The following is a 14,513-nucleotide window of genomic DNA, read 5'->3' as shown; positions in this document are numbered from 1 at the left end:
AATGGCGTGCGCTGTGGGACATCGTCCGTGTGCTGAATACTCATGCGACCGACCGCAGCGCTTCCGCCGGGCTGAGCCTGGCGGCACGCCAGCCGCCGAATGCGCCTGCGACGAGGCCGCCGAGCACCGCGAGACCGACCGCCGCCACCAGCACCCACGGCGTGAAGGGCGCCTGGAGGACGACGTCGGCGGCGGGAGTCTGGAGCATCCCGCCCCCACCGCCGGTGGGACCGGGGCCCATGCCTCCGGGGCCCGCGCCCTGACCCGCGCTGCTCGCGGCGACCGTGGGCCTGAGGACGTTGATCAGCACGATCCCGGCGATGCCGAGGACGAGCCCGACGGCGCCCCCGATCAGCCCCTGCACCATCGATTCGCCTGCGACCTGCCGCACGACGCGACCGTTCGACCATCCGATCGCCTTGAGGGTGCCGAACTCCCTGGTGCGACGCCCCACGCCCGACAGCGTGAGCAGCACCGAGAGCACCACCGCGACGACGAGCACGATGATCGAGAGCCACGTGCCGAGGTTCGTGATCAATGCGGTCGCGCTGGAGAGCGAGCCGGAGACGGTCGAGGCGAGCTCGGACTGCGACGTGACGGTCGCGTCGGGGAGTTCATCTGCGAGAGCCGCCTGGACGGCATCGATCGAGGCGGCAGAGTCCGCCTGCACGTAGACGGTGGAGATGACGTCGTCGACACCGGCGAGCGTCTGCGCGGTGCTCAGCGGCAGGTACACGTTCGCCGCCGTGTCCGCGCTGTCCGAGGTCGAGCCGAGGATGCCGACGATCTCGACATCGGAGCCGGCCACGTCGATGGTGCTCCCCACCGAGAGCTCGTTCGTGGCGGCATAGGTGCGATCGACGAGTGCGACGAGCGCCTCATCGTCAGCAGCGTCGAAGCCGCGACCGTCCGTCACCTCGGCGGAGGCGAGCGGGCCCACCGTGGTCTCGGCGGGGTCGATCCCGAGCACCGAGAAGGAATCGACGCCGAAGGATGCTCCGCCGCCCTGCCCGGCGTCCGGCGGTGCCTGTCCGGCCTCGGGCGCGGCCGGCTGCTCGCCGTCCTGCTGTGCGAAACCGCCGCTGGGCATCTCTCCGGAGAAGGTGGAGTTCGTCAGACTCAGTGCCCCGGAAGCGGCAGCGACGCCGTCCGTGTCGGCGACGGTGTCGAGCACCGAGGAGTCGAGAGTGCCGCGCAGGAAGTCGGTCCGCAGCATCGACTGCGCGAGCGTGGTCGTCTCGCCGTCGCTCTCCCCGGCGCCCGCATCGAAATCGAAGCGCGGCCCCTCGCCCTGGCCCGGCTCCGTGGTCGCGCCGGTCACGGTGAGGTCGGTGCCGACACCGTAGACGGAGGCGAGGGCCTGCGCCTGAGCGTCGCGCACTCCCGCGGTGAGGGCGTTGACCACGATCACGAGAGCGATTGCGATCGCCAGTCCGATCGCGACGATCATCGTCTGCTTCTTGCGGCCGGCCAGTTCGCGCCGCAGATACATTCCGTACATCTCTCTCCTTCCGCCGCGGCCATCGCGGGGCGAGATCGACGTTAGGAATCGCTCATATGCGAGATCGAGGGACAGGTGATGAGGAACCTATGGAAGGCGCGGATCATCCACAGCGCATGCCTGGACGAACGCGCCGGCGCGAACCGCGAGCGCCTCGAGGTCGCCGCCGGGAGCCGTGGCGTCTCCGACGAGCGGCCCGCCCACCCCGATGCCGAAAGCACCCGCCGCGAGATACTCGGCGACCGTGTCGACACGTACGCCCCCCACCGGGATGATCCGCGCCTGCGGGAAGGGATCACGCACGGCACGGATGAAGCCGGAGCCGAGCGCCGACGCGGGGAACAGCTTGACCGCCGCACTTCCGAGGTCGTGGCCCCGCTGGATCTCGGTGGGCGTGTAGACGCCCGCCAGCACACCGATGCCCTGGCTGACCGCATAGGGGACGGAGGCGCTGAGGGTGGGCGTGACCATGAACTGTGCACCGGCGGAGACCGCTCGTTCGACATCGGCCTCGTCGAGCACCGTGCCGGCACCGACCAGCGCCGTCGCCGGGGCGTCCTGCACGATCTGCGCGATCGCCTCTTCCGCGTCCTGCAGGGTGAGGGCGATCTCGAGGGTGAGCACACCCACCTGCAGCAGCGTCCGCGCCGCGGCGACCGTGGCGTCGACATCCGTCCCCCGCAGGATCGCGACGAGCCGGGTGCTGCGCAGCCGTTCCTGCAGCTCGGCGTTGTCGACGGTGCTCACGATGCGACCTCCTCCACGGAGCCGGCAGATGCCACGATCGGCGCCCCGCCGCCCCAGGGGAAGGCGGGTGCGCCGCCGACGTCGACCCGCACGCCGAGCAGGGCGCCGTCGGCATCCGTGGGGTCGGAGAGCCCGATGCTCGCCGTCGTGATCACGAGCAGCCGGTCGACGAGCGCCACCGCGGTGGGCCGCTTCGCCGGAAGGGTGATCGTCTCGACGAGCTCACCCTCGCGCGAGTAGCGGCGCACCTCGGAGGCGTCCCAGACAGCGACCCAGAGCATGCCGTCGAAATCGATGGCCATGCCGTCGGGGTTGCCACCCTCGACCCGGCACAGGGTGCGGCGGTTCGAGAGCTCCCCGTCGGGCGCCACGTCGAAGGCCTCGATGCTGCGGTGCGGAAGCGTGTCGATGTAGTACAGCGTCGAGCCGCTGCGGTCGAAGGCGAGTCCGTTCGACACGGTAATCCCGTCGAGGCGGGCGGTCGGCTCGCCGTCGGGACCGATGCTCCACAGCGTGCAGTGGGGGTCGCGGGGCATCGACTGACTACCCACCCAGAACCGCCCGGACGGATCGCCGCCGCCGTCGTTCATGTAGTCGCCCGCCCCGGCGATGTCGCCCGTGAGGGGAGAGACGACGCCGTCGTCACCGACATGCACCACGCGGCGGTCGACGCCGACGAGCCAGCCCGCCCCCGGCCGGGCGAGCGGGATCGGGGCGCCGATCTGCGCGCCGACGACGACCGCGGTCTCTGGAACCACCCGTCCGTCTTCGATGCGTCCGCGATGCAGCGAACCGGTCGCCATGTCGATCCAGGCGAGGCTCCCGTCCCGACCGTCCCAGCGCGGCGATTCGGCCTGGACGTAACGGGCGTCGGAGAGGATCTCGACGCGTCGGGAGGTCTGGGTGTGCGGCATCCGGGTCATCCTTCGCTGGTAGCTCGTAACCGTTATGTGGCAGACTATCTCACAATATGCATAACACTTGCGAGAAATGTGGACACACGATGATGAAGCGGGGAAACAGCTGATGGCTCCGACACTCCACGGCTTGATGCCCATCCTGGCAACACCTTTCGACGAGTCGGGTGCCCTCGACCGCCAGGGCCTGCGCCGGCTGGTCGAGTTCCAGCTCGCGTCCGGCGTCGACGGCGTCGCCGTCTTCGGCATGGCGAGCGAGGGCTTCGCCCTCACGACCGAGGAGCGACGCACGATCCTGGACGATGTCGTCCGGGTGGTGGACGGCCGGGTCCCCGTGATCGCCGGCGTCAACGGCACCTCCACGGCGACCTCGATCGAGCAGGCGCTGCTCGCGGAAGAGGGGGGCGCTGACGCCCTCATGGTGCTTCCACCGTTCATGGTGAAGCCTCCGGCCGGGACGCTCGTCGACTTCTACGGGGACGTCGCCGACGCCACCTCGCTCTCCGTCATGGTGCAGGATGCCCCCGGTGTCACCGGTGTGGTGATGGCACCGGCGCTGATCGCCGAGATCGCCCGCCTCGACGGCGTCGACTCCGTCAAGGTGGAAGCTCCCCCGACCGCCCCCAAGGTCGGCGCGGTCGTCTCGGCCATCGACGATCCCGCCTTCGCCGTGCTCGGCGGGCAGAACGCCCAGTTCTGCCTCGAGGAATACGCCAGGGGCGCCGTCGGCACGATGCCCGCGTGTGAGTTCCCCGACCTCCTCGGCCCCGTGCTCACCCAGTTCCTCGAGGGGCGCGTCGACGAGGCTCGCGCCGAGTTCCGTCGTATGCTCCCTCTCGTGCTCATCGGTCTGCAGGGCGGCATCGCGTGGGCGGTGCACAAGGAGGTCCTCGTCGCGCGTGGCGTGATCGACCATGCGACCGTGCGCTACCCGGCCTCGCGCCTGGACGCCGGCAGCCGCGCCTCGGTCAAGCTCGTGATCGACGAGCTCGCCCTTCCGCCGATCCCGACCACGGTGCGCGTGTGAGCGGCCGCGGTGTTCTGCTGATCGGCGGCAGCTCCGACATCGGCCTCGCGATCGCCCGCGCCTTCGTCGACGGTGGAGACGCCGTCGTCGGAGTGGGGCTCGAGCACTCCGACGATCCCGTTTTCGCGCGGTACCTCGTCGCCGACTGCAGCAGACCCGAGGCCGCCGACCGTGCCGTCGCGGATGCGGAGCAGGCGCTGGGCCGACTCGACGTCATCGTTCTCGCAGCCGGGCGCATGCCGATCGCCCGCGCGGAGGACACCAGCGACGAGGACTGGCGCGGCGCGCTGGGCGCCACACTCGACTCCGCGTTCTTCGTGGCGCGAGCGGCCCTTCCCCGGCTCTCCGCGGGATCGTCGATCGTCGCGGTGACGTCGGTCAACTCGTCGCTCGCCGCACCCGCCCTGCCCGCGTACGCGGCCGCCAAGGCGGGCGTCGACGGCCTCATCCGGCAGCTCGCCCTCGACAACGGCCCCCGCGGCATCCGCGTGAACGCCGTGCAACCGGGAAGCATCTCGGCCGCCGACACGGGCGAGAGCGAGGGGTACCCGCTCGGACGAATCGGCCGCCCGGAGGAGGTGGCGTCGGTGGTGGCGTTCCTCGCCTCCGACGCCGCCTCCTTCGTCACCGGCACCTCCATCGCCGTCGACGGGGGGCTGTCGATCTCTTCCCCCGCGGCCTGGCTGAAGCCGGTGCTGCGGGAACGCTGGCTCTGACCCGCGCACATCGACGAAGAAGGCCGCGTCCCCTCCCGGGACGCGGCCTTCTTCGTGAGCAACGCTCGGATCAGGCGTTGGCGTCGAGGAGCCCCTGCACTTCCTTCTTCAGCGCGTTGAGACCGGCCTGCGCCTCGACCTGACCCGCGAGGATCGTCGCGACCCCCGCGCCGATGGCCGCATCGATCTGGGCGGTCACGGCGACACGATCCCACGCGGCGCCGCGCGCGTGCTCGGAGACCTCGGTGCGGAACGCGCCCTGGAACTTGTCGGCGGCGAGAGCCGGGATCTTGTCGGCCACGCTCTTGGCGGCCGGCGCCACAGCGGAGTTCTCGTAGAGCGCGGTCGCGGCCTCGACGTTCGTCGCCGCGTAGAGGATGAAGTCGCGGCTCGTGAGCTCTCCCTCGCCCGCCGTCGCGAAGACGCCGCTGCCCCAGGCCCGGTTGTACGAGTCCTTACCACCGGCGGTCGGACGCGAGATGGCGCCGATGTTGTCGATGATGTTCTGGGCGGCACCGTTCGTCTTGACGAAGGTCGACGCGAGCGGGGCGTCGTCGTACAGGGCCGCCCGCCCGCTCGCGAACAGGATGCGGGCATCGCTGCGCGCCACGTTCGTCTGCGTGAGCCCGGCATCCTGCAGCGACTTGTACCAGGTGACCGCCTTGACGCTCTCGGCGTCTCCCAGGGTGCACTTCAGGTCGTCGGTGACGACATCGCTGCCGAAGCCCCACATCCACGGGACGGCGTCCTTCAGGTCGGGGTTCTTGGTGACAGCGGCGTACGGGATCAGCGAGGAGTCCTGCTTCTTGATCTTCTCGAGCGCCGTGGCGAACTGCTCCACGGTCATACCCGAGGTGATGCCGACGCTCTTGGCGATCTCGCCGTTCGTGATGATGCCGATGCCTGCGGCCGTCAGCGGCAGCACGAGCAGCTTGCCGTCCATCGTGTACGAGTCGAGCACGCCCTGCGGGATGCCCAGCCCCTTCGCGAGGTCGGAGAGGTCGGCGAGCACATTCATCGGGGTCAGCACCTGCCAGCCGCCCGACTGCCCGACGCCCATGAGGTTGCCGGAGCGTCCGGTCAGGGCCAGCTGCGTGGCGGCCTGATCGTACGGGTAGATGACAGGGGCGACCTTGACGCCCTCTTGCTTCGAGAAGCCGTCGAGGATGCCCTGCCACGCCGACTTCAGGGCTTCCTCGCCGAGCGAGTTGCCGTAGAAGTTGATGGTCTTGGCCTTCGTGGCTCCGGCGGCCGTGGCCCCGGCGCCGGTGCCGGGCGCGGCGGGCGTCGCGCAACCGGCGAGCGCGAGAGCGCCGAACGCGGCCAGGACGGTTCCGCCTCCGAGGAAGGCTCGGCGGCTCAGCTGCGAGTTCGAGAGGTTCATGAGACTGCTCCTTCGGGGTGAGGGGGACGAGCTGTTCTGCGGTGCATCGCTAGCCCTTGACCGCTCCGGCGGCGAGGCCGGACACGAAGTAGCGCTGCAGGAGGATGAAGATGAGGACGAGCGGCAGGGAGGTGATGAGGGACGCCGCCATGAGCGCCGGCCAGTCGGCGGTGCCCTCGCGGATGAACGCCTGGGTGAGACCGGCGGGCAGCGTCTGCTTGTCGGGGCCGGCGAGCGTGAGCGCGAAGAGCAGATCGCTCCACCCGCGCATGAAGGCGAACATGCCCGCGGTGATGAGGCCGGGGACCACGAGCGGGAACACGATGCGGAACATCGTCCCCGTGCGCGAGAGCCCGTCGACCTTGGCCGCCTCGAGGATGTCGTCGGGAAGGGCGTCGATGATGCCCTTCAGCAGGAACACCGCGAGCGGCAGCGTGAAGGTCGTGAACGAGATGATCAGCGCCGTGTAGGTGTACAGCAGACCGGCCGAGCTCAGCATCAGGTACAGCGAGATGAGCAGCAGTGCACCCGGGATCAGCTGGCCGATCAGGAACATGAACATGATGGCGTTGCGCCCGCGATAGCGGAACTTCGACAGCGAGTAGGCCATCAGCCCGCCGACCAGGACCGCGAGCAGGGCGGTGCCGGTGGAGACGATGATGCTGTTGAGCAGGTTCTTCAGCAGCAGGTCGTTCTGGAAGAAGCCGATGAAGTTCTCGAACGTCGGGTCGACCGGGAAGAACGGACGGTCGAGGGAGAAGACGTCCTCCTTCTTCGTGAAGGCGGTGGCCGTGAGCCAGTACACCGGCAGCAGGCCGAACAGGGCCAGCAGGAGGAGCAGGACGCGCCCCGGGATGGACAGGTGGGGACGGATGATCGACTCCCCCACGTCGCGACTACGGCGCATCACTTCTCCAGCCGTCGGTTGAGGAACAGGTATCCGCTCGTGATGATCGCCAGCAGGACGAGCCACAGCGCGCCCATGGCGGAGGCCTTGCCGAGCTCGTAGCTGCCGAAGGCGAGGTCGTAGAGGCTGACCGCGAGCGTCGTGGTCGAGTTGCCGGGTCCGCCGCCGGTCATGACGAAGATGGTGTCGAAGTTGCCGAAGTTGTAGATGAACTCCAGCACCGCGACGAGGGTGACGGGGCCGGCGATGTGCGGCAGCGAGATGTGACGGAACCGCTGCGCGCGGGTCGCGCCGTCGATCGTGGCGGCCTCGATCTGCTCGCTCGGGAGGGTCTGCAGCACCGCGAGCGCGACGACCATGATCCACGGGAACGAGTGCCAGGTCTTGGCGATGACCACGGCGGCCATGGCGCCGGTGGGGGTGCCGAGCATGCTCACCTCGGGCAGGCCGAAGACCGAGAGCACATGGTTGACGACGCCGTAGCTGTCGTTGAAGATCCACGCCCAGAGGAAGGAGACCACGACACCGGGGAGCAGCCACGGCAGCATGAGGGCGCCGCGCAGGATGTTGCGTCCGCGCATGCGGGCGTTCAGCAGCAGTGCCAGCGCCACGCCGAGGACGAGGGGGAAGACCGTGGCGAGCGACGCGAACACGACGGTCGTGCCGAGCCGGGCGAAGAACTCCTCCCAGACGGCCGCATAGTTGTCGAAACCCACGAACGTGCGCTCGGGGCGCAGGAGCGATTGGTCGAAGAGGCTCGTGAAGATGCTCGACACGAGAGGGAAGATCGCGATCACGAGGAACAGCAGGACCGCGGGAAGTGCGATCATGAAACCGAAGGTGCGATCCTTCGCGCCCAGCGTGGAGCGTCGCCCGGAGCGTGGCTCGACGGCCTTCTGCTCGCTCTCTGCGGGCCGCTCGAGTATGGCTTGTTGCATTGCAGTCACTTTCCAGTAGAGACGACCCCGTAGGGCCCTGCGCGTCGTCGTCACAGTCGTCAACGTCGACGTGCGGCCAGTTAACCACAATGCGGATGCGAAATCCACAAGATGCATAAGACACCCACATTTGTGTTGCTTGAAGCCATTTCTCTGAATAGGATGACTGGCAGCGGCGATCGACCGCGGCGTCGCATCCGCGGCGGCAGCACTGAGGAGGAGTGACCATGGCATCGGAATCGGTGGGCGGCACCCAGACCGTCGAACGGGCGATGTCGTTGCTCGCATGCTTCACCGAGGAATCCGGTGAGCTGAGGGTCTCCGAGCTGTGCACTCTCACCGGCCTCGGCCAGTCCACCGTCTCGCGCATGATGTCGGCGCTCGATCGCATGAAGTTCGTGGTGCAGGACTCACGCACCGGGCTCTACCGCCTGGGCCCCGCGGCCGTGTCCCTGGGCACGATCGCCCTCAACGGCTCGCCCATCTTCCGCGCATCGCGGCAGATCGCACAGAACCTCGCTCGCAGGATCGAGATCGGTGTGAACGTGGCCGAGCTCAGCGGCTTCACCTTCATGTACCTGTGCAACTTCGAGGGAGCACTCGCGCCCAAGTCGTTCGACATGGCGGGTCGTACGGGCCCGCTGCACGCCACCGGCATCGGCAAGGCGCTGCTCTCGGGCATGACGGACGCGCAGGTGGACGAGTACTTCGCGCAGGCGCCGCAGCGATTCACCCCGCACACCATCGTCGACCGTGACAGCATGCAGCTCGCGCTCGACGAGACGCGCAGTCGCGGCTACTCGACCGAGATCGAAGAGCTCGCCTTCGGACGTGCCTGCATCGCCGCCCCGATCCGCAACCGTGCCGGCGAGATCGTGGCCGGCATCTCGGCCAGCGGCCCCCTCTCGGTGCTCGACCTGCACGCCCCGCACCAGGAACTCGCGCTGCAGCTGATCGAGGCCGCCGACGAGATCTCCGTGGCTCTCGGCTACAGCCCGTCCCGCACCGCGTCGGCGTTCGCGGCGCTCTGACGCCCGGCCGCGAGGCGGCCCCCTGATCCGATCCTGATCCCTGACCGCGGCACCAGCCGCCGGCCGCTCGCCCCTCGATGTCTTTGGAGACCCCTGTGAGAATCACGCGCGTCCAGACCTTCCCCCTCTACCTGTCGAAAGAGGAGGCGAACAACTCCTACGCCGGCGACACCGCGGTCGACCACCGCGGCTATGTGATCCGTCCGCCTTGGCGGAGCCTGTACTCCCCCGGCTACGAGACCCTGCTCGTGAAGATCGAGACCGACGAAGGTCTGGTGGGCTGGGGCGAGGCACTGGCGCCGGTCGCCCCCGTCGTGGCGGGCGCGATCGTCGACAACCTGCTCACCCCGCTCATCATCGGCGAGGACCCGCGCTCGGTGCGCACGCTCTGGCACCGAATGACAGAGTCGATGCGCGAGCGCGGTCACCTCACCGGTCACCAGGCCGACGCCATGGCCGCCGTCGACATCGCACTGTGGGACCTCTGGGGTCACGCCACCGGCCTCTCGGTGTCCGAGCTCGCCGGCGGCCGCTTCCACGAGGTGCTGCCGACCTACGTCTCGGGGATCCGCGGCGTCGATGACGTCGAGCGCGCGGAGAAGGCGGCCGAGCTCGTCGAGGGCGGTGTACGCCGCATCAAGCTGCACCTCGGCGTCGACATCCGCACCGACCTCGCCACCTACGACGCTGTCCGCGGCGTCCACCCCGACCTCGACGTCGCGCTCGACGCGCACTGGACGTACCGGCTCGGAGAGGCGCGGGCACTCGGTCGGGAGCTCGACGACCGGAAGGCCTGGTTCTTCGAGGCGCCGCTGGCTCCCGAAGACGTGGAGGGCCACCGTGACCTTGCGACCGCGCTCGCCACCCCGATCGCGGTCGGCGAGGCGATGCGCAGCCGCTTCGAATTCACCGACTGGCTCACCCGCCGCGCCGTCGGAATCACGCAGCCCGACATCGGTCGCACGGGCATCACCGAGGGCCTCGCGATCGCCGCGGTCGCCGACGCATTCCACGTGCAGGTCGCACCTCACCATTCGGCCGCCTTCGGCATCGCGATGGCTGCCGGCGTGCACGTCGCGGCGAGCGCCGCCTCGCTCCTCGCGTTCGAATACCAGCCGTTCACACTCCCGGTCGCCAACCGCCTGCTCACGACGCCGCTCGAGGTGCGCGCCGACGGTGGGTTCATCGTCCCGACGGGGCCGGGACTGGGCGTGACCGTCGACGAGGACGCGATCAAGGAGTACGTGCGGCACTGACGAGTTCCCCTCCTGCCGAAGACGAACGGGTGGGTGGAACCGGATTCCTTCCGGTCCCACCCACCCGTTCGTCGTCTGGGCGCGCGCCGGTCAGTCTCCGATGCGGACGAACTGCGCCGCACTGACCCGGTGGATGCTGGTGTTGCGCACCTCGAGCCGCACGGTCCCGGTCGCCCCCGCGCCGTAGCGGAACGAGCCCAGCGAGCGCCAGGCCGCCGCCCCCTGCGTCTGATCCACGATCACCTCGGAGCTGCCGTTCTGATGCTCGACGACGTAGGCCGCCGAGGTCGTGGTCGTGGGGTTCGTCGGGTACCAGACCGAGACGCGGTAGAGCCCCGCCTGCGGCAGATCGACGTTCCACGTCACGGTGCTGCCGACCGAGTCGGAATCGCTGTACCGCGTGCGGGTGCCGTTCCAGCCCGAGAGCCCGCTGGGGTACCAGTTTCCCGATTCCAGATAGCCCGGCCACGGCGACTGGGTGTGGGCGATCACGCCCTCGTCGGCGACCCGCACGAGCACCCCTCGACGCAGCGTCTGATCCAGCCGCGCCTCGAATCGGGTCGATGACCCCGGTGCGACGCCGGCCCCTGCCGTCACCGTCCAGGTGTGGGTCAGATCGGACCTCGGCGGCACCGTGATCGTCGCGCTCTGCTGCCCGACGCTCCAGCCCGTGAGGCCGTAGAGCGCGAGGGTGGCCTGCAGCGGGGTGACTCCGGTGTTGATCACCAGAGCCGTCAGTGTGGCGACCGCGCCGGGGCCGCTGACGATCTCGACGTCCGAGGTGAGCGACACCAGCCGGCGCCGGTCGATGACTTCGATCGCCGCGGCGCGGAGCGTGACCGGGTCCTCCCCCTGGATCGTCAGCTTCGCCTTCACCTCGACCTCGCCCAGCGGCGCAGCGGCGGCGATCACGGCCGCCGACTCCACCCGCGCCGACCCCTGCGCGGGCACGGAGATCGACGGGACCGCACCGTCGATCTGCCAGCCCGACGGCAGGGTCACCGCCACGGTGCCCGTGATCGGATCGTCGGTGGCATTTCGCACCTCGATGATCAGCGGCACACGGTCGCCCGCGGTTCCCGTCGCCTGCGCGATGACGTCGCCCGTGAGGCCGGGGTTCGCTCCGCTGATCCGTGCGGGCAGTCGCAGCGTGACCTCGGGCGTGGTCGTGCCCCCGGAGGTGATCGTGTATCGGAACGTCTTGGTGAGGTCGTCGACGGGGATCGTCCATTCGAACGGGTATGCCTTCTGCGGCGCCTGCTGCACCGCCTGCGTGCCGATGCGGTATGACAGCGTGGCCTGCTGCTCGGTGTCGATCTGCACGTAGGCGTCGTACCCCTCCCCGTCGGGACGCACCAGGAGCATCCCGCGCGCGACCCCATACTCGGTCGCGGGGTCGGAGTCGATCTCGTGGAAGCTGTCGCGCCCGTGATCGACGATGTCGTCGAACGGCAGCCCCGGCCGCTGCACGGTCACGTTCCGCACCACCAGGGCCACCAACCCGCGGGCGGGCACCGTGACGGTGACGCGACCGTTCTGGGCCGCCGTGGTCGAACGGGCGCCGTTCGCGGCCACCACCTCGACCGCGGTCGACGAGCTGCGGGGCAAGCCGGTGAGATCGGTGGAGAGGTCGACGACCACCTGCTGCGGAGTGCCGGCGGAGTTCGTGAGGCTCACGTACAGGGCCTCGTTGCCGACGCCGCCGATCCAGTTGACCAGAGGGTTGTCGACCGCTATCAGCCCCTCGGGGAGGTACGGCCACACGCCGCCCTCGCCGAAGAACGTCCCCGGCGCGTGACCGTAGGCGAAGAACTTGAAATAGGCGAAGTCCGCCTCGAACACGTGCGGGAACTCGATCGCGCCGGCGCTGCGGTAGAAGCTCTCGCTGATCAGGTAGTCCATCGCGAGACCGAGCTGGGCGGGCGCGTGGTGGAAGTAGTACCCGGTGATCCCGACCGGCCCGCTGGTCGCGAAGTCGGGCTTCATGTGCGCGACCTGGAACTGCCGCCCGTAGTAGCCGGGATACGTGGTGAAGCGCCCGATCACCATGTTGTGCGCGATGTCGGCGATCAGCTCGTCACCGGTGTGATGAGCCAGGCGCAGCAGGGCTCCGGCCCAGCAGGGGTTGAACACGTAGCCTCCGCCCGGGTTCGTCAATGTGCTGACGCCGAGCTTGAACGACGACAGCGCCTCGAACGTCAGCCCCGAGGTCGAGACGTACCAGGCGGGCACGGTCTCGCTCTGCACGCTCGTCGTCGGGTACGACGGGAGCGAGGAGCGCGACTCCCAGTCGTACTGCTGCGTGATCACGGAGCCGACCGGCACGGTGACGGTGGTGTCGGGCACCGGGCGGACCGCGGTCTGCGTGATGAAGCGCTGCACCTCGCGGTACGCCCCGTCCAGGAACTCCGTCTCCCCCGTCGCCTCGAACATCTCCAGGAGGTCGACCCAGTACTTCGAGAAGCTGTACGCGAAGCCGCCCGGCGGCTGTCCGTTGCTCCGATAGGGCGTGAGGATCTGCTCCTGCGAGTAGCGCCGCGCGATCAGCGTGGCCTCCGCGAGATAGGCCGGATCCCCCGTGACCCGGTACGTCGCCAGCGCGTTCGAGAACGGCGCCCTGCTCTGACCGACCACGCCGGCCTTGGTCGCCTGCACCGCGAGCCGCTGGATGCCCGCATTCCGGCCGTGCGTGAGCTGGTACAGCGACGCGAGGTTCACGGCATCGGTGGGGATCCGCCCGATCCGGTACTGGGTCTTGTCGTTGTAGACCGGGCTGCCGATCATCGGCGTGTGCCCGATGCCCTTGCGGGAGAGCTGATACTCCACGAGCGGCCGCGCGCGACGGTCGTACAGCGTGCTGTCGGCGGTTCCGGTCAGATAGTGCGCGGCGAGCACGACCCCGCTCGCCGCGGCGCGGACGGCATCCTCGTTCTCGACGTCGACGAAGCCCTTCGCGCGGTTCCACCAGCCCGAGTACGACGGGACGTAGTCGACCGAGTCGTCGCCACTGGGCTCCACCGCGATCAGCGCTGTCATCGCGTGCACGGCATCCGTGAGCGATCGGTCGTAGACGTTGTGCCGATAGGCGCTCAGACCGTATTCGTTCCGGCACAGCTGCGCGTAGGTGCCGTACAGCGTGTCCGCACGAGCGGCGATGCCGAACGCGAATCCCCGCTGCTGTCCGACCGTCATGGCCGTGCGCAGGCCCGGCTGCGGCGAGTACATGGACGGCACGATGTCGAGGCTGTCGTTGCGCAGGCTCATGCCGTACGGCTGCCGGTCCGCCATGAGCTGACGTTCATGCACGAACTCGGCGACCTCCGACGGCAGGTACACCCCCGAGGTGACGGCGACGCCGCCGACGGAGTACTGCGTCAGCGCCATCGGCGCGAAGAGCTCCCAGGCGCCCAGGGGCGCGGAGCCGTCGAGCACCGAGAGCGCATGCTGGTACGAACCGCACAGCACCTCGTCGAGGTCGTCGAGCGATCTCGTGTCCTGGCTCTGGTAGCCGACGATGTAGTCGCCGGCGGTCTTGGCCGTGAGCACGTGGTGGGCCTCGGGGTGAGCGCCCTCCAGCCTCCACCGCACGACCAGATCGACATCGTCGGTGCTCGTGGTCAGCTCGATGGCCTGCGGCCCGAGCACCTGGTAGGAGGTGAAACCGAGCCAGCTCGGGGTGAGCGGCCCGTACAGCTCCGGGGCGCTCCCCGTCGGCAGTGCCCCCTCCAGCACGAGCCACTGCTCGTCGAACCGATGGGCGGGGTCGGTGATCGACAACCAGCCGCCGTTGTGCTTGATCTCCAGGTCGCGCACGATGGTCGCCCCGCCGTCCCACGTCGCCTGGAGGAAGGTCATCCGGTGGTTCTGGCCGACCAGCTGGGCGACCTGCGAGAACGCCAGATTCGGCTTCTCCAGGCGGCGGAGCGCATCGGCATAGACCCCGCCCGGCGTGGTGAGCTCGGTGGCCGCAGCGGGTGCCGAGCCGGAGGACGAGCCGAGCACCGGAGGAAGCACACCGGCGATCACGAGCATTCGCAGCACGGAGCGTCGGCTCCACATCAGGGGATTGTCTTCGGCTCCATCGCCAGC

General features: G+C 69.3%; 11 protein-coding genes. 4 read left to right on the top strand and 7 right to left on the bottom strand.

Annotation, left to right across the window (positions count from 1 at the left end; all coding sequences use genetic code 11):
* Positions 1 to 40: 40 nt before the first annotated feature.
* The 3 genes from ASC55_RS16555 to ASC55_RS16545 all read right to left on the bottom strand — a co-directional run bounded on the left by ASC55_RS16555 (position 41) and on the right by ASC55_RS16545 (position 3,162).
* The gene (locus ASC55_RS16555) at positions 41 to 1,501 is read right to left on the bottom strand and encodes an ABC transporter permease (RefSeq protein WP_055877631.1); all 1,461 of its coding nucleotides are present in this window, start codon (positions 1,499 to 1,501) and stop codon (positions 41 to 43) included.
* Between the two features lie 87 nt (positions 1,502 to 1,588).
* A complete protein-coding gene (locus tag ASC55_RS16550) occupies positions 1,589 to 2,248 on the bottom strand; it encodes a bifunctional 4-hydroxy-2-oxoglutarate aldolase/2-dehydro-3-deoxy-phosphogluconate aldolase (RefSeq protein ID WP_235563399.1) in 660 nt (219 codons plus the stop codon).
* The gene (locus ASC55_RS16545) at positions 2,245 to 3,162 is read right to left on the bottom strand and encodes an SMP-30/gluconolactonase/LRE family protein (protein WP_055877627.1); all 918 of its coding nucleotides are present in this window, start codon (positions 3,160 to 3,162) and stop codon (positions 2,245 to 2,247) included. The genes ASC55_RS16550 and ASC55_RS16545 overlap by 4 nt, the downstream gene beginning before the upstream one ends.
* A gap of 112 nt (positions 3,163 to 3,274) precedes the next feature.
* Between ASC55_RS16545 and ASC55_RS16540 the strand changes: the two genes are divergently transcribed.
* Positions 3,275 to 4,192, top strand: coding sequence for a dihydrodipicolinate synthase family protein (locus tag ASC55_RS16540; RefSeq protein ID WP_055877624.1), 918 nt, complete (start codon positions 3,275 to 3,277; stop codon positions 4,190 to 4,192).
* Entirely contained in the window at positions 4,189 to 4,908 is a 720-nt protein-coding gene (locus tag ASC55_RS16535; protein ID WP_055870796.1) for an SDR family NAD(P)-dependent oxidoreductase, read from the top strand. The genes ASC55_RS16540 and ASC55_RS16535 overlap by 4 nt, the downstream gene beginning before the upstream one ends.
* A 70-nt stretch (positions 4,909 to 4,978) precedes the next feature.
* Here the strand turns inward: ASC55_RS16535 and ASC55_RS16530 are convergent, their stop codons facing one another.
* From ASC55_RS16530 to ASC55_RS16520, 3 genes are read right to left on the bottom strand one after another with little or no spacing between them, the layout of a single operon-like run.
* A complete protein-coding gene (locus tag ASC55_RS16530) occupies positions 4,979 to 6,292 on the bottom strand; it encodes an ABC transporter substrate-binding protein (protein ID WP_017828436.1) in 1,314 nt (437 codons plus the stop codon).
* A gap of 49 nt (positions 6,293 to 6,341) precedes the next feature.
* The gene (locus ASC55_RS16525) at positions 6,342 to 7,199 is read right to left on the bottom strand and encodes a carbohydrate ABC transporter permease (RefSeq protein WP_055877620.1); all 858 of its coding nucleotides are present in this window, start codon (positions 7,197 to 7,199) and stop codon (positions 6,342 to 6,344) included.
* A complete protein-coding gene (locus tag ASC55_RS16520) occupies positions 7,199 to 8,137 on the bottom strand; it encodes a carbohydrate ABC transporter permease (RefSeq protein WP_017828434.1) in 939 nt (312 codons plus the stop codon). The genes ASC55_RS16525 and ASC55_RS16520 overlap by 1 nt, the downstream gene beginning before the upstream one ends.
* A 227-nt stretch (positions 8,138 to 8,364) precedes the next feature.
* Between ASC55_RS16520 and ASC55_RS16515 the strand changes: the two genes are divergently transcribed.
* Together ASC55_RS16515 and ASC55_RS16510 are read left to right on the top strand one after the other, a co-directional pair.
* A complete protein-coding gene (locus tag ASC55_RS16515) occupies positions 8,365 to 9,168 on the top strand; it encodes an IclR family transcriptional regulator (protein ID WP_055870787.1) in 804 nt (267 codons plus the stop codon).
* A 95-nt stretch (positions 9,169 to 9,263) separates the two neighbouring features.
* Positions 9,264 to 10,424, top strand: a complete 1,161-nt coding sequence (locus ASC55_RS16510; RefSeq protein WP_055877618.1) for a mandelate racemase/muconate lactonizing enzyme family protein — start codon at positions 9,264 to 9,266, stop codon at positions 10,422 to 10,424.
* Between the two features lie 90 nt (positions 10,425 to 10,514).
* On the opposite strand, the gene ASC55_RS16505 is transcribed toward ASC55_RS16510, so the two are convergent.
* A complete protein-coding gene (locus ASC55_RS16505; RefSeq protein WP_055877616.1) occupies positions 10,515 to 14,483 on the bottom strand; it encodes a golvesin C-terminal-like domain-containing protein in 3,969 nt (1,322 codons plus the stop codon).
* Between the last annotated feature and the right edge of the window lie 30 nt (positions 14,484 to 14,513).

Source organism: Microbacterium sp. Root322 (genome assembly GCF_001425645.1).
Classification (GTDB): domain Bacteria; phylum Actinomycetota; class Actinomycetes; order Actinomycetales; family Microbacteriaceae; genus Microbacterium; species Microbacterium maritypicum.
The sequence above is the reverse complement of the archived record's forward strand: the minus strand, read 5'-3'. Positions and strand labels throughout refer to the sequence as shown.

Excerpts from the sequence above, each read along its gene's own strand:
- ASC55_RS16555 (WP_055877631.1), bottom strand. The coding sequence starts at position 1,501 with ATGTACGGAATGTATCTGCGGCGCGAACTGGCCGGCCGCAAGAAGCAG.
- ASC55_RS16530 (WP_017828436.1), bottom strand. The coding sequence starts at position 6,292 with ATGAACCTCTCGAACTCGCAGCTGAGCCGCCGAGCCTTCCTCGGAGGC.
- ASC55_RS16515 (WP_055870787.1), top strand. The coding sequence starts at position 8,365 with ATGGCATCGGAATCGGTGGGCGGCACCCAGACCGTCGAACGGGCGATG.
- ASC55_RS16525 (WP_055877620.1), bottom strand. The coding sequence starts at position 7,199 with ATGCGCCGTAGTCGCGACGTGGGGGAGTCGATCATCCGTCCCCACCTG.
- ASC55_RS16540 (WP_055877624.1), top strand. The coding sequence starts at position 3,275 with ATGGCTCCGACACTCCACGGCTTGATGCCCATCCTGGCAACACCTTTC.
- ASC55_RS16505 (WP_055877616.1), bottom strand. The coding sequence starts at position 14,483 with ATGTGGAGCCGACGCTCCGTGCTGCGAATGCTCGTGATCGCCGGTGTG.
- ASC55_RS16520 (WP_017828434.1), bottom strand. The coding sequence starts at position 8,137 with ATGCAACAAGCCATACTCGAGCGGCCCGCAGAGAGCGAGCAGAAGGCC.
- ASC55_RS16545 (WP_055877627.1), bottom strand. The coding sequence starts at position 3,162 with ATGCCGCACACCCAGACCTCCCGACGCGTCGAGATCCTCTCCGACGCC.